14 protein-coding genes are annotated in these 24,893 nt (G+C 67.1%); 3 read left to right on the top strand and 11 right to left on the bottom strand.

Annotated elements, in window-relative coordinates; translation table 11 throughout:
- Positions 1-115: 115 nt before the first annotated feature.
- The 11 genes from glp to IGS60_RS04335 all read right to left on the bottom strand — a co-directional run bounded on the left by glp (position 116) and on the right by IGS60_RS04335 (position 22,041).
- Positions 116-1,963, bottom strand: a complete 1,848-nt coding sequence (glp, locus tag IGS60_RS04265) for a gephyrin-like molybdotransferase Glp (protein WP_230502585.1) — start codon at positions 1,961-1,963, stop codon at positions 116-118.
- Between the two features lie 62 nt (positions 1,964-2,025).
- Positions 2,026-3,147 (bottom strand): GTP 3',8-cyclase MoaA, encoded by a 1,122-nt coding sequence (gene moaA / locus IGS60_RS04270; RefSeq protein WP_230502587.1) that lies wholly within the window; start codon positions 3,145-3,147, stop codon positions 2,026-2,028.
- A gap of 99 nt (positions 3,148-3,246) precedes the next feature.
- The gene (locus IGS60_RS04275) at positions 3,247-5,346 is read right to left on the bottom strand and encodes an HlyD family efflux transporter periplasmic adaptor subunit (RefSeq protein WP_230502589.1); all 2,100 of its coding nucleotides are present in this window, start codon (positions 5,344-5,346) and stop codon (positions 3,247-3,249) included.
- An 11-nt stretch (positions 5,347-5,357) separates the two neighbouring features.
- Positions 5,358-6,725, bottom strand: coding sequence for an efflux RND transporter periplasmic adaptor subunit (locus IGS60_RS04280; protein WP_230502591.1), 1,368 nt, complete (start codon positions 6,723-6,725; stop codon positions 5,358-5,360).
- A complete protein-coding gene (locus IGS60_RS28315; RefSeq protein WP_268993890.1) occupies positions 6,722-12,706 on the bottom strand; it encodes an Ig-like domain-containing protein in 5,985 nt (1,994 codons plus the stop codon). The genes IGS60_RS04280 and IGS60_RS28315 overlap by 4 nt, the downstream gene beginning before the upstream one ends.
- 1 nt (position 12,707) lies before the next feature.
- Positions 12,708-13,721, bottom strand: a complete 1,014-nt coding sequence (locus tag IGS60_RS04310) for a tetratricopeptide repeat protein (protein WP_230502593.1) — start codon at positions 13,719-13,721, stop codon at positions 12,708-12,710.
- A gap of 65 nt (positions 13,722-13,786) precedes the next feature.
- On the bottom strand, positions 13,787-14,635 hold the full coding sequence (locus tag IGS60_RS04315) for a phage tail protein (RefSeq protein ID WP_230502595.1): 849 nt from the start codon (positions 14,633-14,635) through the stop codon (positions 13,787-13,789).
- Between the two features lie 34 nt (positions 14,636-14,669).
- Entirely contained in the window at positions 14,670-15,452 is a 783-nt protein-coding gene (locus tag IGS60_RS04320) for an efflux RND transporter periplasmic adaptor subunit (protein ID WP_230502597.1), read from the bottom strand.
- A complete protein-coding gene (locus tag IGS60_RS04325; protein ID WP_070289119.1) occupies positions 15,449-16,948 on the bottom strand; it encodes a TolC family protein in 1,500 nt (499 codons plus the stop codon). Before IGS60_RS04325 ends, IGS60_RS04320 begins: the two co-directional genes overlap by 4 nt.
- A gap of 499 nt (positions 16,949-17,447) precedes the next feature.
- Positions 17,448-18,788, bottom strand: a complete 1,341-nt coding sequence (gene chrA, locus IGS60_RS04330; protein WP_230502599.1) for a chromate efflux transporter — start codon at positions 18,786-18,788, stop codon at positions 17,448-17,450.
- An 88-nt stretch (positions 18,789-18,876) separates the two neighbouring features.
- Positions 18,877-22,041: an Rne/Rng family ribonuclease gene (locus IGS60_RS04335; protein ID WP_230502601.1), complete on the bottom strand. Its 3,165-nt coding sequence runs from the start codon at positions 22,039-22,041 to the stop codon at positions 18,877-18,879.
- Between the two features lie 691 nt (positions 22,042-22,732).
- On the opposite strand from IGS60_RS04335, the gene IGS60_RS04340 reads away from it, so the two are divergent.
- The 3 genes from IGS60_RS04340 to IGS60_RS04350 all read left to right on the top strand — a co-directional run bounded on the left by IGS60_RS04340 (position 22,733) and on the right by IGS60_RS04350 (position 24,867).
- Positions 22,733-23,728 carry an RluA family pseudouridine synthase gene (locus tag IGS60_RS04340; RefSeq protein ID WP_070220186.1) on the top strand — a complete coding sequence of 332 codons (996 nt, stop codon included), beginning with the start codon at positions 22,733-22,735 and terminating at the stop codon, positions 23,726-23,728.
- A gap of 105 nt (positions 23,729-23,833) precedes the next feature.
- Positions 23,834-24,493, top strand: coding sequence for an HAD-IA family hydrolase (locus IGS60_RS04345; protein ID WP_070220184.1), 660 nt, complete (start codon positions 23,834-23,836; stop codon positions 24,491-24,493).
- The gene (locus IGS60_RS04350; RefSeq protein WP_230502603.1) at positions 24,490-24,867 is read left to right on the top strand and encodes a Rieske (2Fe-2S) protein; all 378 of its coding nucleotides are present in this window, start codon (positions 24,490-24,492) and stop codon (positions 24,865-24,867) included. Before IGS60_RS04345 ends, IGS60_RS04350 begins: the two co-directional genes overlap by 4 nt.
- Positions 24,868-24,893: the final 26 nt, after the last annotated feature.

Consider the following 24,893-nt stretch of genomic DNA (forward strand, 5'->3'; position numbering starts at 1 on the left):
ATATTTTTATCTCGGCAGGCGCAGGTGTGCCGCGCAGGAGGAAATTGATTGCGAAGGGGAAATGCAAACGGCCCGCGCAGGGCGGGCCGTCAAGGAGAGGGGGAGGGGCAGTTGCTTACATCAGGCCATGGAACAGCACAATATCGACGAGGTCACCGGCCGCCACGTGGCCTTGCGCCTCATGCAGCACGATCATGCAATTGGCTTGCGTCATCGAGCGCAGGATGCCCGAGCCTTGCGCGCCCGTCACGCGCACGTGCTGGCGCCCGTCCGCGCCGCGCTCGACGATGCCGCGCTGGTATTCCGTGCGGCCCCGTTTCTTGCGGATCGGCGCTTGCGCCGCCACCTGCAGCAGGGGCAGGCTGGCCGTGTCCGCGTCGGCGCCCATCAGGCGCAGCAGGGTGGGGCGGGCGAGGAAATAAAACGCCGCCATCACGGCCACGGGGTTGCCGGGCAGGCCCAGCAGCAAGGCCGTGTCGCCCTCGCTGGCAATCCGGCCAAAGGCCATGGGGCGGCCCGGGCGCATGTTGATTTGCCAGAAGGCCACGTCGCCGAGGCGGGCCAGGATCTCGCGCGTAAAATCGGCCGCGCCGCTGGACACGCCGCCCGAAGTGACGATGACGTCGGCCTTGGCGCAGGCGCCGCGCAGGGCCGCTTCCAGCGCCTGCGGATTGTCCTTGACGATGCCCATGTCGAGCACCTCGCAGCCGAGGCGGGTCAGCATGCCCAGCAGGGTGTAGCGGTTGCTGTCGTAGATGCAGCCCGCGGCCAGCGGCTCGCCGATCGAGCGCAATTCGTCGCCCGTGGAAAAGAAGGCCACGCGCAGGCGGCGGCGCACGGGGACGGCGGCGATGCCCAGCGAGGCGAGTAAACCCAGTTCGGCCGGCCCGAGTATCTTGCCTTGCAGCAAGGCCGGCTGGCCCTGCATCAAGTCTTCGCCCTTGAAGCGGCGGTTGTCGCCGGGGCGGATGCAGTCCGGCGCCAGCGTGATGCTGGTTTCATGGACTTGTAGCACCAGTTCCTGCGGCACCACGCTGTCGCAGCCGTCGGGCATGACAGCGCCCGTCATGATGCGCGCGCATTGGCCGCGCCCCACTTTGACCGTGCCGGGACGGCCCGCCAGGATGGTGTCGACCACGGCCAAAGTCACTGGCGTGTCGCCGCCCAGGTCGGCACCGTGCAGCGCATAGCCATCCATGGCGGAATTGTCGTGCGCGGGCACGCTGATGGGCGAGATGATGTCGGCCGCCAGCATGCGCTCGAACGCTTGCGGCAGCGGCAATTCCTCGATCCGGGCCACGGGCGCGACGGTGTCGGCCAGGATGGCTTGCGCCATCGGCACGCTCAAGCCCCGCGCCTGCAAGGCGGCCAGCTCGTCCGGCGTATTGATGTTGCCGAACGCGGCGCCATCCTCGAACAGCACTTCCGCCAGCTTCAAGGGGCCGTGCCAGGTGCGCATGCGGCGTTCGCCGCCGCGCAGGTAGGCATCGAGCTGGGGCATGGCCGATGTTTTCACCAGGCAAAAGACGGGATGCGGCCGGCGCACGGCCGACCCCGTCGCCGGATCGGTTTCCTCGGTGACGGCGATGGCCAGGTCGGCATCGTTTTCGACCAGGCCGGCGGCCAGGCGCGCGGCCAGGTCGGGCGGCAGCAGGGGCGAATCGCACGGCACGGTGAGCAGGTAGGGCGTGCCGGCGTGCTGCATGCCGCTGTGTAAACCTGCCAGCGGACCCAGCTGGCCAGGCAGCGCGTCCGGCCACACGGGCAGGCCGAAGCGCGCGTAATCGCCGGCATCGGCGTGGACGCTGATGGCCAGCTGGCCCACTTGCGGCGCCAGGCGCTGCAGCACGTGGCGCGCCAGGGGCTGGCCATGCAGGGGCAGCATGCCCTTGTCGCGCTGGCCCATGCGCGTGCCCAGGCCGCCGGCCAGGATCAGGCCGGTAATGTCGTGTTTGTTGATCATGTCAGGTAGGAAAATGGGTGCATGCGCCATGGTAGCAGCGGCGGGCGTGCACCGCGCCCGATTCAGCCGCCGATGTACGACATTTCCACTTTCTTTTTACCGTGCTCAAGCGCGCCGCCCGTCAAATTCGTCTGGCTGGTGCGCAATTGCGAATAGCGGTCGGCGCGGCCGCGCCACAGCTGCGCCACGGCCGAGGAAATTTCCGCGTCGCTGTGGCCGCCGCGCAGCAGGCTGCGCAAGTCGTGGCCGCTGCTGGCGAACAGACACGTGTACAGCTTGCCTTCGGTCGAGAGGCGGGCGCGGCTGCAGTCGGCGCAGAACGCTTGCGTGACGCTGGAAATGAGGCCGATTTCGCCGCCGCCATCGGCGTAGCGCCAGCGCGCCGCCGTCTCGCCCGTGTAGTTCGGGTCGATGGGCAGCAAGGGCATGTGTTCGCCGATACGGCGCACCACCTCGGCCGACGGGATGACTTCCTGCAAGTTCCAGCCGTTCGAGGCGCCCACGTCCATGTATTCGATGAAGCGCAAGATGTAGGGCGTGCCCTTGAAGTGGCGCGCCATGGGCACGATTTCCTGCTCGTTCATGCCGGCCTTGACGACCATGTTGATCTTGATCGGTCCCAGGCCCGCCGCATGCGCGGCATCGATGCCGTGCAGCACGTCGGCCACGGCGAAATCGACGTCGTTCATGCGCTTGAAGGTGGCGTCGTCGAGCGAATCGAGCGACACGGTGACGCGGTTCAGGCCCGCATCCTTCAGGGCTTGCGCCTTTCTGGCCAGCAAGGAACCGTTGGTCGTCAGGGTCAGGTCCAGCGGCTGGCCCGACGGCGTGCGCAGTGCGGCCAGCATGGCGATGAGCTTTTCGATATTCTTGCGCAGCAGCGGCTCGCCGCCCGTCAGGCGGATCTTGTCCACGCCATGCGCGACGAACAGGCGCGCGATGCGCGTGATTTCCTCGAACGACAGCAAATCCGTGTGCGGCAGATATACGTGGTTCTTGTCGAACACGTCCTTGGGCATGCAGTACACGCAACGGAAATTGCAGCGGTCGGTGATCGAGATGCGCAAGTCGTGCAGGGGCCGGCCCAGTTGATCGTTCAGCAGGCCTGTTGGCGCTTCCAGGGCGGCCGGGATGGCCGGTGCGGCCCGTCGCCGCTCCGTCATCATGATGATTTTTTCTGACATGAGCCTAATAATCTTGCTGTTTTTCTAATTCCGGCGCCGCATAAGGGCCGCCTGATTCGCTAACCATACCACGATCGGGGCGCGGTCGTCGGCGGCAGGCTAGAAACCCGCTTCGCGGCGCGCCACGCCCGCGGCCGCGCGCAGGAAACGCCATGCCGGCGCTTCCCATTCCCCGGCGATGGCGACCCTGCCGCGCCAGGCAGGGCTGCTGGCCGGCAGTTCGGCGTCCGCATCAAGCAGCACCCGGTACACGGCCTGTTCGGGATACAGCACGCCGTTCTTTTCGCGTACCAGCACGTCGCCGCCGAACAGCGCCGCCAGTTCCGGCTCGTTCAGGGTGCGGCTGGCATCGCGGTCGATGCTGGCCACGGTCAGGCGCAGGGCGGGGCCGGCCAGGCCGTCGGCGAGGAACAGGGCACGGTCGCCGCGCGCGATGCGCCGCACGGCATCCTGGTCGACGTAGGCCACCACCTGCCAGCGCCCGGCGCCCACCAGCGAACCCAGATATTCCTGCCCTTTGAGCCATTCGCCGGGCCGCAGGTCGGGATCGACGTCGACCAGCACGCCCGCGAACGGCGCCAGCGGCCGGTAGCGCTGCAAGTCCGCGCCCACCGTCGCATGCTCGGCGCTGGCGTAGGCCAGCTGGTCGTTCAGCACTTGCCAGTCCTTGCGGCTGGCGGCATCCAGGCCCGCCGCCGCCGATTGCCATGCCAGCAAGTCCTGGCGCGCGCCCGTCTCGCCTTCGCGCAGCGCCAGCTCGGGCGATGACAGTCGCAGCAGGGGCTGGCCGGCGGCGACGCGCTGGCCATTGGCTACCGGCAGCGCTTCAAGCGCCGCGTGCGCGGGCGCGTACAGCGCCAGGCGCGCCTGCGGCTGCAGCACGCCGGAGGTCAGCACCCGGTCCGGCCACGGCAGCATCAGCAGCAGCGGCAGCAGCGCGGCCAGGCCGGCGCTGCGCCAGGCGCGGCGGCTGTGCCGCAGGGCGTCGCGGCGCGAGCGCCACACCTGCAGTTCGCGCCACAGCGGCAGCGCGACAAACCAGCAGATCTCGACGAGGAACAGCAGGATGCCGACGGCCTTGATGAAGAAGTGGTACACGAGTGCGGCGATGCCCAGAAACAGCACCAGCCGGTAGATCCATACGGCCCAGGCGAACAGGATCAGGCCGGCGCGCCGGCGCGGCGGAAACGATTCCGGCGCCGGCTCGTTCAGCGCGAACAGGCGTTCGCGCAAGTCCCAGCGGGCCAGCGCGAATGCGCGGCTGTGCAGGTTGGGCAGGCCCAGGTAATCGGACAGCAGGAAGTAGCCGTCAAAGCGCATGAAGGGACTGGCATTGATGGCCACGGTGGTGATCCAGGTGGTGGTCGAAAGCAGAAAGGCGACCTGCTTGGGGCCGCCATCGGGCAGCCAGGTCCAGGCCAGCGTGGCCCAGGCGGCGATCATCAGTTCCGTCATGATGCCGGCGCCCGCCACGGCCAGGCGCTGCTCGCGGCGCGCCAGCTTCCACACTTCGTTGGTGTCCGTGTACGCCACGGGCCACATCACCAGGAAGGCCAGGCCCATGGTCGGCACGCGGCAGCCGTAGCGCTTGGCCGTCAGCGCGTGGCCCATCTCATGGCAGACTTTGGCGAAGGTGATGGCGGCGCCGTACAGCAGGGCACCATGCCAGCTCAGCGTGTCGAGCAGGGTGGCGGAAAAGCGTTCCCAGTCGCGGTAGGCGCCGGCCACTCCCAGCAGGCCGGCGGCCAGCGTCAGCCAGCGGAAGGCGGGCGAAAACAGCCACCCGAGGCGCGGCGCGAGCCAGTCCAGCCAGCGGTCAGGGCGCACCAGCGGGATGCGGAAAAACAGGTAGTTATGCAGCAGCCATTGCTGCCAGCTGCCGCGCTGGCGCTGGCGCGTGGCCGCCATCGCCGCCGCGGCGCCCTGGCGCGGCTGCAGCAGCTGCTGCTCGCGCAGGAAGTCGAGCAGGCGCTCGATGGCACCGCCGTCGAGTTGCAGGGTGGTGCTCTGGTTGATGTCGTCGATGAGGGCCTGGGCGTCGTTGTCCTCCCAGCGGCGCAGCATCTCGAAGCTGGGCCAGTCGAGCTGGAAGAACAGGTTGCGCACGGGGTCGTGCAAGGTCCAGCTGGGCTGGCCGTCGGGCAGGCGTGGGCCGGCATGGATGGACAGCTCCTGGCGCAGCAAGGGTAAGGCGTGCATGCGGTTCCGTTCTACAGGGCGATGAACTGGCGGATGCTGGCCAGCGGCCGTCGCAGTATCCAGTAGAGCAGCGGCACCCGTTCGCCGTCCAGCTTGGCCGTGCCCTTCAGGCCGATGCGCTGGCCGGTGGCGCCGTCCAGCCTGGCGCGCACGCGGTAGGCATAGCTGCCGTCGGGGCGCGCGGTGGCGCGGTGGCTCATGTAGCGCACATACGCTTCGAGTGGCGTCAGCGGCGCGGCGGCCAGGTACAGCTTGAGCGGGGCACGTTCGGCCAGCGGAATGGCGTCGCCGATCGGCACCCACGCTTCGATCTCCACGTCGTCGGCGGCCGCCACCTGCATGATGCGTTCGCCCGTCTGCACGGGCCGGCCTATCCATTCCGACGGGTCGTCGAACAGGGCGATGCCGGCATGCGGCGCCAGCACGCGCGAGCGCTGCGCCTGGCCCTCCAGGAACGCTGCCTGCGCCTGCTTCTCGGCGATCTTGCCCAGCAGCGCGGCCAGCTGGGTCTTGGCGCGCGGGTCGCTGAGTATCATCTGCGCCGTCTGCCGGTACTCGGCCTGCGCCGTGGCCAGCCCTTCGCGCGCGACGTCGAGGCGGCTGCCGATGGGCGCCTGGTCGAACGAGAACAGGGGCTGGCCGGCGCGCACGACCTGATTCGGGCGCACGGAAAATTCGGCGATCACGCCATCGAGGGGCGCGCGGATGGTGGCCGGATTGGCCGCCACCAGCTCGCCCGGCGCCAGTACCGTCAGGCGCACGGGAAACAGCAGCACCGCCAGCACTGCCAGCGCGGCGCCCAGCCGGCGGCGCCAGCGCTGGCCTTGTCCATCGCCCTGCCACCACAGGCGCAGCCGCGCCGGCAGCGCCGCCGGCGACCAGCGCGCGGGACCTTGCCTGGCGCGCCACGCATGCTGCCAGATATCGGCCCATTCGGTGAGCAGGGCCAGCTGCCCGGGCTGCAACGGCGCGTCGCCGGCCAGCAGCAGGCCCGCCTGCTCGCCGGCGCGGCCCGTGGCGCGCAGCGGCACCCAGGTGACGGCCACCGGCAGCCATTCGTCCCAGGCGGCGGCGATGGCGGGCGGCAGTTGCGCCGCCTCGACGGCCAGCGGCGCGGCGTCCGCATGGCGCTCTGCCAGCGCCCGGCACAGCTGCCCGAGCCACTGGGCATACGGAGCGTTGGCTTCCACTTCCACCACGCCGGACAGGGTGTGTACGCCGCCGGCGTCGAACCACAGCGCCGCCTGGCGGTACGGCGCCAGCGCGCGGCTGTCGTTCACCAGCAGGAAGGCCAGTTCATTGGCGCTGGCCGCGGCGCGTGCGCGCTGGGCCAGTTCGAGCAAGGTCAGCAGGGGATCAAATGCCACCGCGTCGTTCATGCATGCGCTTTCGCCGCCGCCGCGCTACGCGACAACGCCGCCAGGCGCTCGGCGCCCGCGCCGCGCACGGCGCCCAGTTGCGCACTCAGGCCGGGACGTCCCACGGGGTCGGCCGGGCCGGCGTCGCGCGCCGAGGTCTTGATGACCTGGCCGTCCCTGGTGATGACGATCTTGAAGGTCTGCACGGCGACGCGTCCCTGGGCGTCGCGCGCCGTGACCGTGAAGTGCAGCGTGCCTTCGAAGCCCGGCGGCGCCGTTCCCTCGAAGCGCGCCGCGCGGCTGTCGAACCTGAGCCAGGCAGGCAGGGGCCTGCCGTCGGTCTGCTGCGCGCTGAGCTGGAACGGCGTGCCGCCGCCGGACTGCACGAAGGTGTCGGGCGCCAGTTGCACCGCGATCCGTTCGCCGCTGTTGAACGCCTTGTCACCGATCGGCACCTGCGATAGCAGCGCATCGCTGCGCGACGGCAGTTCCGGCAAGCCGGTCGGCGTGAAGGCCGTCAGCAGCATGGCGGGATTGGTCAGCGCGGCGATGCTGACGGGGGCCAGCGGGTTCCTGGCAACGTCGGCCGCACGGCCGCCGTTGGCGCCGCTGCTCGGGCTGAACAGCGCCAGCGTGTCCGGCGCCAGCACGCCGGGAAGGGCTCCGGCGGCAGCGCTGGCGGGGGCCTTTTCGGCAACCTTGTCCGCCGGCGCGGGGGCTTCCGGCAGCACGCGCACGGGCGGCGCCACCACGGGCGGCACCACCACGGGCGGCACCACGACGGGCGGCGTCACCGGTACGCTCACTTGCGCCGTCAGGATGGCGCCGTTGTTGCCGGCCGTATCGCGCACCACCACTTGCACCTGGCCGGCGGCGACGCCGGCCAGCGACCAGCTGTTGCCGGCCACGCCAGCCGCCTGCCAGCTGGCGCCGCCATCGCGCGAGACGAGTACCGATTCGCCAGCCGCCAGCGGCGCCGAGAGGTTGCCGCCAAGCACATTCTCGCCCGATAGCGTGGCCGAGGTGGCCGTGGCGACGGGGGCGACGGTGTCGAGCACATACGCTTGCGCGAAGGCGGGACCGTTGCCGGCGTCGTTGCTGACGCGCGCCATGAGGGTGCCGCTGCCGCCCAGCGTGACATTGATCGACCACGCCGTCGCGCCGCCGGTAGCCGCCGCGCTGCGCCAGCTGGCGCCGCCGTCGAGCGAGACTTCGACGCGCTGGCCGGCGGCCAGCGGCGCGGACAGCGTGCCGCTGATCGTTTGCGCGGCCACGTTGGTGATGAAGTCGCTGTCGCTGGCGCCCGTGTCGGCCGACAGCGTGGTGCCGGTGATGCCGGTCGTGGGCGGGGTCAGGAGCGTGCCGATGGTGAGTTCGCCATTGCTGCTGTCGCTGGCGACGTTGCCGGCCAGGTCGGTGACGCTTGCCACCACCTCGTAGCGCTGGTTCAGGGCCAGCGTGAGTGTGCCGCTGAGCGGTACGGCGGTGGCCAGGTCCAGGCTCCAGGCGCCCGCCGCGGGAACGACGGCATAGGTGGCGCCGCCGACGGAGACGGTCATGGTTTCGCCCGCCGACAGCGTCGCCGAGCCGCTCAGCACGGGCGCGGTGCTCATCGTCGCCAAGGTGGCCACGGTGGGCACGCCGGCTGCCGTGTCATAGATATACGCCTGGCTCGCCGCGACGCTGTCGTTGCCGGCCGTATCGGCCACCTTGACCAGCAGGGTGTTGCTGGAGGTCAGGGTCTGGCCGGCCAGCGACCAGGTGTTCTGGCCGACGGTGGCGGCGGCGGTGGCCCAGGTGGCGCCGTTGTCGAGCGAGACGAGCACGCGCTCGCCGCTGGCCAGGTTGGCCGACAGGGTGCCGCTGACGGTTTGCGCCGCCACGTTGGTGATGAAATCGGTGGACGAGGCGCCGCTGTCGGCGGACAAGGCGATGCCAGCCACGCTGGTGGCGGGGGCGCTCGTGTCGAGCACGTAGGCCGTGCTGGTGGCAGCGCCATTGTTGCCGGCCGCGTCGGTGACGCGCAGCTTCAAGGTGTCGCTGGCGGCCAGGGTGACGCCGGTCCAGGTCAGCGTCGTGCCGGACACCTTGCTGGTGATGTCGGTCCAGGTGGCGCCGTTGTCGAGCGAGCCGTAGACGATGTCGCCGGCGGCCGGCGCGCCGCTGAGGGTGGCGCTGATGGTTTGCGCCGCAGTGTTGGTGATCAGGTCGGTGCTGCTGGCGCCGGTGTCGGCCGACAGCGCGATGCCGCTGAAGCTGGTGGTCGGCGCCGTGGTGTCGAGCACATAGGCTTGCGCGTAGGCGGTGCCGTTGTTGCCGGCGGCGTCGGTGACGCGCACCTTCAGGGTACCGCTGCCCGACAGCGTCTGGCCGGCCAGCGACCAGGTGTTGGCGCCGGTGCTGGCCGTGGCCAGGTTCCAGCTGCCGCCGTTGTCGAGCGAGACGTAGACGTTCTCGCCGGCCGCCAGGTTGGCTGCCAGCGTGCCGCTGATGGTCTGGGCTGCGGTCCTGGTGATGAAGTCGGTGCCGGAAGTGCCGGTGTCGGCCGAGAAGGTGGCGTTGGCCACGGTGTTGGTCGGCGCGGCGGAGTCGATGACGAGGTCCTTGTTGGCGCCCAGCGAGCCGGCCGTGCCCGGCGTGGCCAGCGTGACGTCGGCCGGCTGGTTGGCGCCGCCGGCATCGACGATGGTGGCGCCGTTGAGCGCCAGCGCGGCGCTCGAGCTGTAGTCGAGATCGGCGCTGTTCTGGCCGGCGCCGACCGTGTAGCTGAACGTCAGCGTGCTGGTGCCCGAGCCGCCGGCATAGGTGGCCTGGCCGCCGCCGTCGAGCGCCAGGGTCGGCGTGCCGCCCGTGGTGTCGACGTTGACCGCGGTGGAGAAGTCGACCGTGATGGTGATGGTCTGGCCGGCGCCGTAGGCGCCGTCGGCGGTGCTGGCGCCGACGCCGGTGACGCTGGGGTTGCTGCCGTCGACATTGACGCCGGCCGTGCTGCCGACGCTGTTGAGCGTGACCACGGCGTCGTTGCCGGCCGTATCGCGCAGCGTGCCGCCGTGGGTCGACAGTGCGCCGACCGTGATGCCGTTGGCGTCGATGTCGCCGCTGGGCACGGTGTAGCGGAACAGCAGCGCGCTGGTGCCGGAGCCGGACACGTAGTCGGCGTAGCGGGTAGTGGCGCCGACCACGAGGGCGATGCGCGGCGTGCCGCCGGTGGTGTCGACAAGGACGGCCTCGTCGAAGTTGACCGTGAAGTCCAGCGCGCCGCCGCTGTAGTAGGTGCCGTTGGCCGGCACCGCCACCGTGGCGACGGCCGGGGCGGTGGTGTCGACCTCGATCGTCAGCGCGGCCGAGGCGGCAGAGGCGTTGCCGGCGGTGTCGGTGGACACGACCGTGATGGTGTGGGAGCCTTCGGCCAGCGCGCCGGTGGTCAGCGTCCAGCCGCCGGCGCCGGCGGTGACGGTGCCCAGCAGCGTGGCGCCGTCGAACACGGTGACGGTGCTGCCGTTCTCGGCCGTGCCGCTCAGCGTCGGCGTGGTGTCGCTGGTGATGCTGTCGTTGTTCTGCACGCCGGTGTCGCTGGCCGTGGCCAGCATCGGTGTGCCGGGCGTGGCCGGCGTGCTGGTATCGAACATGTAGGCCTGGGTCTTGACGCTGCCGGTGTTGCCGGCGGCGTCGACGACCTTCAGCTGCAGCGTGTCGCTGCCGGCCAAGGTGACACCGTTCCAGCTCAGGCTCGTGCCGCTGACCTTGCTGGTGATGTCGGTCCAGCTGCCGCCGTTGTCCAGCGAGCCGTAGACGATGTCGCCGGCGGCCAAGGTGGTGCTCAGGGTGGCGCCGATGGTCTGCGCCGCCGTCTTGGTGATGAAGTCGCTGGCGCTGGCGCCCGTGTCGGCCGACAGCGCCAGGCCGCTGAAGGTGATGGTCGGCGAACCGGTGTCGAAGGTATAGGCTTGCGACAGCACGGCGCCGTCGTTGCCGGCCGTGTCGCTGACCTTGACCTTCAGCGTGCTGCTGGCGCTGAGCGTGCGGGCCAGCGACCAGGTGTTCTGGCCCACGGTGGCGCTGGCGGCGGCCCAGGTGGTGCCGTTGTCGAGCGAGACGAGCACGCTCTCGCCGCTGGCCAGGTTGGCCGACAGGGTGCCGCTGATGGTCTGCGCCGCCGTTTTGGTGATGAAGTCGGTCGGCGACGTGCCGGTATCGGCCGAAAAGCTGACCGTGGCCACGCTGGTGGTGGGCGCGGTGGTGTCGAGCGTGTAGTTCTGGAAGCTCAGCGAACTGTCGTTGCCCGCCGCGTCGGTCACCTTGAACATGATGGCGTTGCTGCCTGCGCCCAGGGTGGCCCCGTTCCAGGTCAGCGTGGTGCCGGACACCTTGCTCGTGATGTTGGTCCAGCTGCTGCCGCCGTCCAGCGACCCCCAGACCACGTCGGTGCCGGCCGGCGCGCCGCTGAGCGTGGCGGTGATGTTCTGGCCTGGCGTCTTGGTGATGAAGTCGGTGCTGTTGACGCCGGTGTCGTCCGACAAGGAGATGCCGGTGAAGGACGTGGTCGGCGCCGTGGTGTCGAGCGTGTAGCTGTGCGTGTAGGCGGTGCTGGAGCCGTCGGCGTTGGTGACGCGGGCCTGGAAGGTGCTGCTGCCGGCCAGCGTGGTGACGGTGCTCCAGCTGCTGGAGCCGACCGTGTAGGTGGTGGCGTCGCTCCAGCTGCTGCCGTTGTCATATGACACCTGGACCTTTTCGCCCGTGCTCAGCGTGGTCGACAGCGTGCCGCTGATGATTTGCGCGGCGGTCTTGGTGATGAAGTCGCTGCCGCTGGTGCCGGTGTCGTCCGACAGGCTGGCGCTGCTGACCGTGACCGTGGGCGGGTGCGAAATAGCCTTGACGTCGGTGATGTCGAAATTCTGGAACAGACCGAAATCGCCGGAACTGAACACCACCTGCTTGACGTCGTTGATCGGTTTGCTCAGGCCGGAATTGAGCAGGGTCTGCCAGCCGTTGGCCAGCGAGTTCACGGTGAGCGTGTCTGTGGTGTTGTTGCCATACGTTAAGTTGATCGTCAGCGAGCCGGTCAGGACGCCGACATCGAACGAGCTGATGTCGAAGGTGTAGCCGGAAGCGATGGTGACCGTCAGCCTGACTTCATTGGTGGGCCCCTGGTAGGCATACAGCCCGTCGGTGCCATAGGTGCCGTCAATGCCCAGGCCGCCGGCGCTGGCGCCGCCGTAAAACGTGACGTTTTGGCCGTTAACCTGTTTGACCACGGTGGTCGAGCTGTAGTCGGCGTCGCTGCCGGAGAAGCTGACCTGTGTGAGCAGGCCCTGGTAGTCGGCGATGTCCAGCGCTTTGGCGTCGATCTTGCCGGCATGCGCTTCGAGCGTCCAGTTGCCGCCGATGGCTGCCGCGCCGGTGGCGTCGCGCGACGCCGCGACATCGGCGCCCGTGATGCGCGCCAGGTCGGCGATCAGCGGGTTATGGCCGCCGGCGGCGACATCGCAGCCATACAGCAGCAAGTCGCCGTCGGCGCTCAGGGCCTGGCCCAGCTGCGCCAGTTCCGATTGGACGGCAGCCGACGACAGGGAGGCATCGGTCAGGCGCGCGGTGCCGAGATTGATGGTGCCTTCGGATCCATGCGACAGGATGTGGATCGCGTCGATTCCGCTCTGGCTGGCCGCCCATTGCGCGATCTGCGCCAGGCCGTCACGGCTGCCGTCGAATTCGACGATGCCGACGCCGGCGCGCACGCCCGCCTCCAGGCTCTTGTAGTTGTCCACCGAGGTGTCGACCAGCACCACTTCCTTCTTGCCCTGGTCCTTGGCCGGCTCGGCCGCGCGCACCGTGACGGCTGGCGGCAGCGGCGGCGCGCTTTCGTGCGCCTGCGCCGCGTGGGCGGCGTCGGCCACGGCGCCGTCGAACATGAAGCGCTGCTCCAGCGGCAGCAGTTGCGAGGCGCGGCGCAGCGGACGGCGCACGGAAGTCGTTGCCGCGGCAGGGAAGAGGGGATGGTTCATGTCAGGCTCCTGGTGATACGTGACTGGCGCGCTTGAACGGCGTGCCTGGGGCGGCGAATTGGGCGAGGTGGGCGTCGATCTTGCGGTCGAGCGCCGGCCGCCATTCGGGCGGCATGATGGCCAGCACCTGGTCTTGCAGCTGCCGCGCCTGGTCTTGCAGGGCGGGCTCGCTCAGGCGGCTGCGGGCGGCGCTGGCCCACAGATAAATCTTGGCCAGGTTGGCGGCGCCGGGCGCGCCCGTATCGGCGTCGGGCGGCAGGTGGGCGTACAGCGTCGCCGTGGGCAGGTAGGCGGGGACGTAGCCCTTGCTCGCCAGTTCTTCCAGGGCAAGCAGCGCCGCCTCGCCCTCGGCTTCGCCGCCTTCTCCCTGCGCTTGCATGATGGCCAGCTGGTAGCGCGCCTCGTCGACCTGGCGTTCCGCCGCCATGCGGTACCAGTGGCGCGCCATGGCCGCGTCGTGCGGCACGTCGCGGTCGTTGCGCAGGTAATTGGCCAGTTTCAGCATGGCCGGCGGCGAACCGGCCTGCGCCGCCTGGGCGCACAGCGCCAGGCCGTGCGGCACGTCCCGGGCGACGTAGCGGCCGCGGACATAAAATTCGCTGGCCGAGCACAGTGAAATGAGGTGGCCGTTCGCGGCGGCGGCCAGGTAGCTGGACAGCGCGGCGGCGGCATTGCCTGGCGCGTCCGGAGTGCGCATCAGGCAGTCGCCGGCGAAATGCAGGGCCGTCGGTATCTTGCCCTGAGCGGCCTTGCCGAACCACGCGCAGGCGGCGTCGGGGTCGGCTGGCCGGCCCCAGCCATTCTGGTGGAACTGGGCCAGGGTGAACTGGGCGAGGGGATTGTTCTCCGCGTGGCGCAGGAAGGCCGGGTAGGCGTTGGCATAGTCGCCCTTGGCCAGCAAGGCATATGCGGCTTGCAGCGGCAGGGCATGGTCGGCCGGCCGCCCGGCGCGCGCGCCCGGCGCCGCCAGCAGCGTCAGGGACAGCAAGACTTGAAAGAGGCGGTATGGCTGCATGATGATTTCGGCGGCCGCTCCGCTCGGAGGCGGCCGCGCAACACAAGGTTAGGTGGCGCGGTCCGTCAGTTCGACTGCGGGTAGATGCCGACGGAGGCGATGTAGTAATACATGGCCATGGACGGCTGCATGATGCTGAACGCGGCGCCCGTGCCTGTAGGGCCGCTGACGGCAGCCGGCAGGGAGCCGTTCAGCGTCACCGGGGCGGTACCGGCCAGCGTAATGGCAGGCGAGCCGGCGGAGGTGACGGTAATGCTGCCGCCCAGGGAGCCGCCGCCCATGACTACGTCGGGTGCGCTCGTGTTATACAGCTTCGCCACCGGGGTATTTACCGCTCCCGGCACGCCGCCGGCCAGCGGCGTGGCCGACGCACCCGCGGCGCTGCTGGCTTTCAGCGTCAGTGTCAGCGCACTGGTATTGGCGGTGTAGGTGACGGGCGCCATCGAAATGGTGGTGGGCGTGCCGGTCGTCTGAGCCAGGTTGACCGAGCCGCTGACCTTGCTCAAGTCGACCGCCGGCAAGGTATGCGCATGGGCCGGCAGATTGGCCATGGTCAGGGTGGCGCTGACGGTGCCTACCTTCTGGCCCACCGTGTAGCTGGTGTTGGCGTCGACGGTGCCGGCACCGATCACGGTGCGGCCGCGCAGGTCCGGCAGGTTGAAGGTGGTGTTGCCGCTGCCGCCATAGGTCGTGCCCAGCAGCGAGTACAGCGCGGCATTCTGGTTGACGTTGAGGGACTGGCCGTTGGCCGGCAAGTAGCCGTACAGGTCATTGCGGGTCCAGGCCATCACGCAGATGCTGGAAACATAGGGTTCGGCGGGGCAGGCATAGCTGGCTGTGCTCCAGCTGGCTGCGGCTGCGGCGACGGCAGCGAGCGTCAGGCAGCGGGCGACGCGGTGCGGACGAGATTTCATGGGCTCTCCTTTTGGTCTAAGCAGGGTGAAAAAATCATTTTGCCGGCGGCTGCATCAGCACCTTGCCGCTCATGCCGGCCACCAGTTCGCCGAAGCGCCCGTCGATGACGGCGCTCAGCTTGACGGACTGGCTGACGGGGTCGACGCGGGCGCCGATGCGCTGCACCTTGGCCGGATAGCTCTTGCCCGTTTCGTCGATGCTGACCTGGAAGGGCGTGCCGTTGCGCACCCAGCTCATCCAGCGAGATGGAATGATGAATTCCAGCACCAGGGTGCTGTCGTCGAGAATTTCCAGCAGGGCCTGGCCCGGCTGCACGTACTGCTGCTCGCGCGCCTTCTGCTCGGCGATGCGGCCGGCGAACGGCGCGACGATCTGGCATTTGCCCAGCAATGCCCGGTTGGCGGCCACTTCGGCCTGCGCCTTGAGCGCTTCGGCCCTGGAAATGTCGAGTTCGACCTTGCCCACGGAATTGAGGTCGGCGAGTTTCTGGTTGCCCTGCCAGTTGGTCTCGGCCGCCATCCGCGCCGCTTCCGCCTTGGCCAGCTGCGCCTGCTGCAGCACGCAGTCGAACTGCACCAGCAACTGTCCCTGCTTGAAGGCCGCGCCTTCCGGCAGCGGCAGGCGGTTGATCTTGGCGCCGATCTCGGCGGCCAGGGTGGTGTAGCGGCGCGGCGCCAGCTGGGCGCGGATTTCCCGCGTTTCCAGTGTGGCGCCGGCGCTGGCCGGCTGCGGCGCGGCGGCCAGCGCGGTGTGCTGCAAGGTCAGGGCCAGCGCGCCGGCCAGGATCATGCGTATTGCGGGTGCGACCAACTTCATGGACGGTCCTCAGGCGATGGCAGCTGGGCCTGGTTCCAGGTCTGCAGCGATTGCGCGACGGCCGCCGTCAGTTCGGCCAGCGGCATGTCGGACGAGCCGTTGACCACCGGTTCCATGCCCAGGGTCGCTTGCAGGCGCGATGCGGCGGCCTGCGCGTTCGACAGTGCCTGGTAGCGGCGCAGCTGCGACAGGACGGCCGTGCTTTGCTGCGAAATGCGGTCCAGCGCCGACTGTTTCTGCGCCTCGGCCTGGTTGGCGATGTGCTGGGCGATACGTCCGTCCACTTCGGCGATGGCGTCGGCGCGCTCATACTGGCGGGCCGTGTTGGCGTATTGCTGGCGAGCAATATGAAGCTGGCTCAGCACAGCCATCTGCATGGCCATGCGGCGCTGGTTGGCCAGGCTCACGCCCGCGTCGGCCAGGCGCATCTGCGCCGGCGCCGATAACAGGCCCAGCAGGTTGAACGAGATCTGCGCGCCGGCCTCGTTCCAGTTCTGGTGGATCAGGTAATCGTCGTTGCTGTGCTTGACGCCATAGTTGAAGGACAGGCCGGGGAACAGCTTGAGCATGGCGCGCCGGGTTTCCTGCTGGGCGATGCGGGCGTTGTAGATGCCTTCGCGCAGGTCGGGATTGCGCAGCAGCGCCACTTCTTCCATTTTTTCGATCGGCTGGTTCAGCCAGGCCGTGTTGACGTCGCCGCCCGCTTCGACCACGCTATAGCCGCTGCTCAGCGGCAGGGCGGTCAGGGCCGCCAGTTCCACGCGCGCCGTCGACAGTTCCTGCTCGATGGTTTCCAGCAGGCGCAGGTTTTCCAGCAGCTGGCGCTGGTAGCGCAACGGTTCCAGTGGCGAACGGATGCGGTCGCTCTCCGCCGTGCGCGCATCCTTCAGGGCCGCTTCCGATTCGGCGATGGTGCTGCGCAGCAGGGGCACCAGCTTCTGCGCCGCCACCACGCGCCAGTAGGCGGTGCGCACGTCGAGTATCAGGTTGTGCAGGGCCTTGCGGCGGCGCTCGCCGGCGATCATCACGCGGTCCGCATTCTGCCGCGCCGCGTAGTAGCTCTGGCCGAAATCGAGCAGGCTCCAGGAAATGCCCAGTTCCGTGCTCAGCACCTGGCGGCTGGACGAGATGTAGGGATTGGCCAGCGACGGCGCGCCCGTGACGGAATCGACGCTGCGCGTGATCAGGTCATTGTTGCGGTCGCGGTAGCCGGCCGAGGCGATCAGCTTGGGCAGCATGTCGAACTGCCCTGCCTCGAAGGTGCCCATGGCAACGGCTTCCTCCATGGCCTTGTAGCGGCGTTCGGCGTTGTATTTGATGGCGCGGGCGATGGCGCCATCGAGGGTCAGGGGGCCGTTCAGCGCCTCCACGTCGCGCGCCAGGGCCGCCTTGTCGTCCTGCAGCGTGGCGCGGACCTCTGCCGTGGAAAGCTTGGCCGTGCCGACGTCGAGTGTCGAGCAAGCGCTCAGCAGCCATAAGCTGGCGCAGCCGAGCATGAGTGTCCTGATCGCGGAAGTGGGCATGGGATGATGTAATTGTTGAGCGCGCATTAATGGATATTCTCGAGGAAACTGCCGGGTTAATGACGGTGAAACAGTAATTTGCTTTCGAGTAAGTATATGACGTCGCACTCATTCAAATAATCAATTTTTCATTTGTTGCATATATGCCACATTTATTTATTTGAGAATGATATGTCGGGGGGATGACAAATCGATCACGGTGCGGCTGTGCTCGCAGGTCGGGCGCAGCCGCGCAGAGCGTGGCGCCATGCCTGCCGGGTCCAGGTCTGGTTGCTGGCGTGAGAATGGAGAGATACTAAATTGCTGAAATAAATATTCTATTTATTAATGGTATATATATGCCGCCAATTAAATTAACCTGCATCAAATCCTGATTATTAATAATAAGGAAATAATATCCTCCGCGCTTGTTGGTGGAGATTCTGTTGATGCCGGCGGGATGCGATGATTGTCTGGCGCGACGCTTCCGTGTTCAAGCCAGCCAGGCACGCGCCAGGCCGATGGCGGCGCAGACCAGCAGCAATTTGATGGTTCCCACTTGAAACCTGATCAGCGCCACGCCGGCCGCCAGCGCGATGATCATCGCCAGCCAATCCCAGTGGGGCAGCGGATTTGCTTGCCAGAACACATGGCGGCCAAAGAACAGGGCCAGGCTGGCGATGACGCCCACCACGGCCGCCGAGATGGCCGTCAACGGCGCGCTCAGGCGCAAATTGCCGCGCGACGCTTCCACCAGGGGCGCACCGGCCAAAATGAAGATAAACGAGGGCAGGAAAGTAAACCAGCTGGCGACGAACGCGCCGCATATGCCCGCCAGCCACAGCTGTTCTCCCATCACGGCATGGCTCCAGCCGCCGACAAAGCCGATGAAGGCGACGATCATGATCAGGGGGCCGGGCGTCGTCTCGCCCAGCGCCAGGCCATCCATCATCTGCGCGCTCGTGATCCAGTGGTAGTGGTCGGCGGCGCCCTGCACCAGATAGGGCAGCACGGCGTACGCGCCGCCGAACGTGAGCAGGGCGGCCTTGCTGAAAAACACGCCCATCTGCGCCAGCGGCTGGTCCGCCCCGCCCGCCAGCGCCAGGCCCAGCCAGGCGAAGAAGGCCAGCGTCAGGCCCACGGCGGCCGTGCCAAGCAGGCGCGGCCAGCGGAAGCGCGCGTGGTCCGGCGTGGGCGTGTCGTCATCGATCAGGGCGGCGCCGTAGCGAGCCGCACCGCCATGCGAGGTACCGCTGGCATGAAAATGGCCCGGCAGCCAGCGGCCGCCCGCCATGCCCAGCAGGGCGGCGGCGAGCACGATCAGCGGAAATGGCAGCCGTAGCGCGGCGATGGCGACAAATGCCGCCGCCGCGATGGCGATCAGGCTGGGACTGCGCAAGGTGCGCCGGCCCAGGCGCCAGGCGGCCGCCAGCACGATGGCGACGACGGCCGGCTTGATGCCGTACAGGATGCCGGCGATGGCGCCCACGTTGCCATACGCCATGTACAGCCATGACAGGGCGATCAGCACCAGCTGCGAGGGCAGCAAAAACAGCAGGCCCGCCACTAGGGCGCCGCGCGTGCGGTGCATCAGCCAGCCGATGTAGATGGCCAGCTGGGTCGCTTCCGGCCCCGGCAGCAGCATGCAGTAATTGAGGGCGTGCAGGAAACGCTGCTCCGAAATCCAGCGCCGCTTTTCCACCAGTTCCGCATGCATCATGGCGATCTGGCCGGCCGGGCCGCCAAAGCTGACGCAGCCCAGCTTGAGCCAGTACCAGAAGGCGCTGCGCAGGCTGACGGGGGCGGGAGGGGGAAGGTTGGCGTTCTCGTGCATAGCGGCTGGCTGGCAAAGGTGGGGACGTAAAAAAGGGGAAGCCTGAGCTCCCCCTTTCATCATTGGCGGCTGGGCGAACCCGGCGCGCTTATGGACGTTGCGTGTTGACCTGGATCAACGGCTCATCCGATTGCGGCGGCAATGGCTTGCGTTCGCGCGGCTTGCGCACGGGAGCGACTGCCTTGGCGGCCGCTTCCTGCGCCAGGCGCAGTTTTTCCGGATCGGTGGCAGCCAGGGTCAGGCCGGCCGAACCGAGCACTGCGTCCAGGTCCAGCGGCGCAGGCACCGGCGATGGAGCCGGTGCGGAGGCTGGAGCAGCGACAGGCGCCGGTGCAGGAGCAACGACAGGTGCTGGTGCCGGAGCAGGAGCAGCTTCGGCAACTACCGGTGCGGCTTGCGCCACGGCCGGCGCCGCTTCGGCGACTGGCGCTTCCTCAGCCACGACGACGGTTTCCACGACAGCAACCGTTTCCTCGACCGGTGCCGCTTCGACGATGACTTCCGCTGGAGCAGGCGCTGGCGCCGGTGCAGCTTCCGCTTTTTCGGCAAAGCTGTACTCGGCAGCTGGCGCTGGCTCGGCAGCGGCTGGTTCAGCTTGCGCTGCAGCCACTTCGACAGGGGCTTGCGCTACGAACGGTGCAGCAACTGGCGCGGCTTCAGCGGCAGGAGCGGCTTCCTCGACCTTGGCGATGTCCACCACCTTGGCCACTTCCACCACTTCCACCACTTCGGCCACTTCCACGACGGCAGCTTCCACCGGCGCAGCGACGGCGACGACTGCGGCGGCAGCCACGACGGCGACCGGCGCAGCATCCGTTGCGGCTTCCGGCGCAGGAGCGACCGTAAAGCTGATCACTGGCGTGTCCTGGCCTTCGTTTTCGCCGTTTGCCGATTCGATCAGCTCGCCCGTTTCGCGGTCGCGGCGGTTGCGGTTGCGGCCACCACGACGGCGGCGGCGGCGCGGTTCTTCGCCTTCCACGTCGGTTTCCGTCTCTTCGCCTTCAGAGCCGGCATTTGCCGGCGCTTTCAGCAAGCTCGTTGGCGCGGCGTCGGATTCGGGGCCGTTTGACGCCACGACGACATTCACCGCGCTGGCGCTGGCGCCAACCAGGGCCAGCTCTTCAGCTTTCACTTCAGCAACTACAGCCTTGTCGGCGCGTGGTTCGCGGCCTTCGCGTGGCTGGCGTGGCGGACGCTCGGCACGTTCCGGGCGCTCTGCGCGTTCCGGACGCTCGGCGCGCTCAGGACGTTCACCCCGTTCGCGTGGTGCTGCTGCCGTATCGCCGTTCTCGCGCGCTTCGCGCGGTTCGCGTGGCGGACGCGGTGGGCGTGGCGGACGGGCTGCCTTTTCCAGTGCTTCCGCTTCTTTCGTCGCGTCGTCCTGGGCTGGGCGGCCCTGGCCAGGTTCGCGCTCTTCGCGGCCAGGCTTGCCGTTACGGCCACGGCCACGCGGGCCACGGCTGTTGCGGTCGCCACGGTCCGTGCCGGCCGGCTTGGCCGGTGCGACAGGGGCGGGCGCTGGCGCCACCGGTGCCGGGGCGCCGGTGAAGAAGCTGATGATCTTGGCGATCAGGCCTTGCGGCGCGGCAGGCGCGGCCACTGGGGCCGGTTTTGCTTCGACGGGCTTGCGCTCGACCAGCGGTGCCGGCTGGTCAGGGGTGATCGTCTTGACGACGGCTTCCTGGCGCGGCTTGGCTTCTTCCTTCTGGCGCTTGCTGTACGCCATGTCGGTTTCAGCGCTTTCGGCCAGGTTGTAGCTGGCCTGGCTGTCCTCCAGACGCGGATCGTCGTGCTTGATGCGTTCGAGCTTGTAGTGCGGCGTTTCCAGATGCTTGTTCGGGATCAGGATCACGGCGATGCGGTGACGGTTCTCGATTTTGAGTACTTCGCCGCGCTTTTCGTTCAGCAGGAAGGCGCCCACGTCCACGGGCACCTGCACGTGGATGGTGGCCGAGTTTTCCTTCATCGCCTCTTCCTGGATGATGCGCAGCACCTGCAGGGCGGACGATTCCGTGTCGCGGATGTGGCCGGTGCCGGAGCAGCGCGGGCACGTCACGTGCGAGCCTTCGGACAGCGAAGGGCGCAGGCGCTGGCGCGACAGTTCCATCAGGCCGAAGCGGGAAATCTTGCCCATTTGTACACGGGCACGGTCATGGTGCAGCGCATCCTTGAGGCGCTGTTCCACTTCGCGTTGATTTTTCGCCACTTCCATGTCGATGAAGTCGATGACGATCAAGCCGCCCAAGTCGCGCAAACGCAGCTGGCGGGCCACTTCTTCGGCCGCTTCGCAGTTGGTGTTGAAGGCGGTCGTCTCGATGTCCGAGCCGCGCGTGGCGCGGGCCGAGTTGACGTCGACGGAGACCAGCGCTTCCGTGTGGTCGATGACGATGGCGCCGCCCGATGGCAGCGGCACGGTGCGGCTGTAGGCCGTTTCGATCTGATGTTCGATCTGGAAGCGCGAGAACAGCGGCACGTCGTCGCTGTAGCGTTTTACGCGGTGCACCATGTCGGGCATCACGTGGCTCATGAACTGGTGCGCCTGGTCGTAGATCTCGTCGGTGTCGATCAGGATCTCGCCGATGTCGGGCTGGAAGTAGTCGCGGATGGCGCGGATGACGAGCGACGATTCCTGGTAGATCAGGAATGCGCCGTTGGCCGACTTGCCGGCGCCTTCGATGGCGCGCCACAGTTGCATCAGGTAATTCAAGTCCCACTGCAGTTCATCGACGTTGCGGCCGATGCCAGCGGTGCGGGCGATCACGGACATGCCAGCAGGCAAGTCCAGTTTATCCATGGTTTCGCGCAATTCCTGGCGCTCTTCCCCTTCCACGCGGCGCGATACGCCACCGCCACGCGGGTTGTTCGGCATCAATACCAGGTAACGGCCGGCCAGCGAGACGAACGAGGTCAGGGCGGCGCCCTTGTTGCCGCGCTCTTCCTTTTCCACTTGCACCATGATTTCCTGGCCTTCGCGCAGCGCTTCCTTGACGGAGGCGTTACGGACGTCGACGCCTTCGCGGAAATACGTGCGGGCAACTTCCTTGAAAGGCAGGAAGCCGTGGCGGTCTTCGCCATAGCTGACGAAGCACGCTTCGAGCGATGGCTCGATGCGCGTGATCACGCCCTTGTAGATGTTGGATTTGCGCTGTTCGCGCCCGGCTGTCTCGATATCGATGTCGATCAGTTTTTGTCCGTCGACAATCGCTACGCGCAGTTCTTCTTGCTGCGTGGCATTAAACAACATGCGTTTCATTTTTATAACTCCGCGACCCGTAGGCCATCTCAAAGCCGCTTCCGGGGAAGCGGCGAAGTACAGGGATATATGCGAGAACGGGAGTGCTGGCGGGGGAAATGCCCAGGCGTGCGGAGCAACAACGCGTACGAGGTATACGTTACGGCCGCAACAGGCGCGGTGAGGTCAATCGTCATGCCGAGTGCACGGGACACTTGCAACTCATCTGTAACAGCCCGGATGAGAATGAACTGCATCGGGGGCAGAGAATGCAAGTGGTCAGCAAATTCAGAGCCAAATCGTAAGCCGGCTCATTACAGGGATCGCGATGGCGAGGCTTGGCCTCAGCCTATTCATCGACAACCTCAGGTGACCGCATACGGGTTTGGCGAAAACGGCAAGCGTTATCAACTTCATCAACCCGCGAGCCCGACTCGATAAGTCGCGCTAACGGGTACTTATCCTTATAATCCCACACTCACTTCAGCATCTCCACGCGTTATCCGATTACAACTACGGTGCAACCTTGATTCGCGCAGGGATGGTGCATATACATTTTTTTCCACCGAATTTGCAATTTGGCGAGGCCGGTGGAGACGCCCCTGTGTAAAATGTGCTTTTATTCTTACACTCGCAGCAGCCAGGGCCGCAGCAAAAACAATTATATATTCAAAATGAAGGACTTAGAGAGATTTCTGGGAAGACATAGTAAATGAAGAGTCAAAATGATGTTGTTCCCCCTTCAACACCCCCGGTTCAGCCGCAAGCCCAATTCGTAACGATCGCCGAGGAAGAAGCAGGCCAGCGCATCGACAACTACTTATTAAGAGTGTGCAAGGGAGTGCCTAAAAGCCACATCTACCGGATCTTGCGATCGGGAGAGGTGCGCGTGAATAAAGGCCGTATCGATCAGCTGTACCGCCTCGCCGCCGGCGACGTGGTGCGCATTCCACCCGTGCGCGTGGCCGAAAAGGCGCCCACGGGCGCGCCGGCCGCCGAATTCAAGATCATCTTCGAAGATGCGCAGCTGCTCGTCATCGACAAGCCGGCCGGCGTGGCCGTGCATGGCGGCTCGGGCGTATCGTTCGGCGTGATCGAGCAATTGCGCGCCTCGCGCCCCGACGCCAAGTTCCTGGAACTGGTACACCGCCTGGACCGCGACACGTCCGGCTTGCTGTTGCTGGCAAAGAAACGCACGGCGCTGACCAACCTGCACGAGCAGATGCGCGATGGCCTTACCGACAAGCGCTACCTGGTGCTGGTGGCCGGCGACTGGAAGAATGCGCGCCAGCATATCAAGTTGCCGCTGCATAAATATACGACGGCCGAAGGCGAGCGCCGGGTGGCCGTGCAGGCCGATGGCCTGGCGTCGCACACGGTGTTTTCACTGTTGCATAAATATCACAACTTCGCCTTGCTGGAAGCGGAATTGAAGACGGGACGCACGCACCAGATCCGCGTGCACCTGTCGTCGTCCGGTTTCCCCATCGCCGGCGACGATAAATATGGCGACTTTGCCCTCAACCGTGCCCTGTTGAAGGCCGACAGCACGCGCGGCGCCCTGAAACGCATGTTCCTGCACGCGCACCAGATCACGTTTACGCATCCGGAGACGGGCAAGACGATGACCCTGAACGCGCCGCTGGCTGCCGAATGCGAGCGTTTCTTGGTAAGCTTGGGCAAACCATTGGCCGTTGCCGCACGATAATTGGGAGTTACTTAACGATCCACCGCGTGCGCGCGACACTACTCACAAGGTAGTCAGTCGCCATCATTCATTCTCAAGGAGCCGGCGGCTATGCCGTCGGGAAACATGGCAAGAAAGCAATTTGATCTGATCGTCTTCGATTGGGACGGTACCCTGATAGACAGTACCTCGACCATCGTCAAGTGCATCCAGGCATCGGCCAAAGACCTGGGCTTGCCCATTCCCACCGAGTTGCTGGCCTCGCATGTGATCGGCCTGGGTTTGCAGGAGGCGATGCAGCTGGTGATGCCCGACGTGGAGCCGAAATACCATGCGCGCATGGCCGAGCGCTACCGCTATCACTATCTGTCGCGCGACCATGAGCTGACCCTGTTTCCTGGCGTACACGAGATGCTGCTGGAACTCTCGCAGCAAGCGTACTTTCTCGCCGTCGCCACGGGCAAGAGCCGTGTCGGCCTGAATCGTTCGCTGAATGCCGTCAAGCTGCTGTCGCTGTTCGATGCGACGCGCTGCGCCGATGAAACGTTTTCCAAGCCCCATCCGGCCATGCTGCAGGAGCTGACGCGCGAACTGGGCCAGGACATGCGCCGCACCGTGATGATCGGCGACACCAGCCATGATTTGTTGATGGCAAGCAATGCAGGTGCGGCGGGTATTGCCGTAGAGTATGGAGCGCATCCGGTGGCGCAGTTGCAGGCTTGCAATCCCCTGTATTCGGCCGCCACGGTGGCCGATCTGCACCAATGGCTGAGCGAGCACGCATGATGACTGATGTTACGGAAGTGTTGATTTGTGCTGCCGACGCCGTGGCCGATGGCGGCAAGGGCGTGCGCTTTCCCGTCTCGGCCGGTGGCGAGGCGACCACGGGCTTTGTCGTGCGCCACGGCGGCAAGGCGTATGGCTACCTGAACCGCTGTGCCCACGTACCGATCGAACTGGACTGGGCCGAAGGCGAGTTTTTCGAGTCCAGCGGCTTGTACCTGATGTGTTCGACGCATGGCGCCATCTATGTGCCGGAAAGCGGCTTGTGTGCTGGCGGCCCCTGCAAGGGCGGCCGCTTGCGTCCGATACCCGTGACCGAGCGCGACGGCCAGCTGTACTGGCAGCCCGACGAGTATGTCCAGCCGCTGCCGGCCTGAAGCCCGGTGCAGGCATTATTGTAATT

Origin of the sequence: Janthinobacterium sp. FW305-128, from assembly GCF_020858135.1 — a bacterium.
Taxonomy (GTDB): domain Bacteria; phylum Pseudomonadota; class Gammaproteobacteria; order Burkholderiales; family Burkholderiaceae_D; genus Janthinobacterium.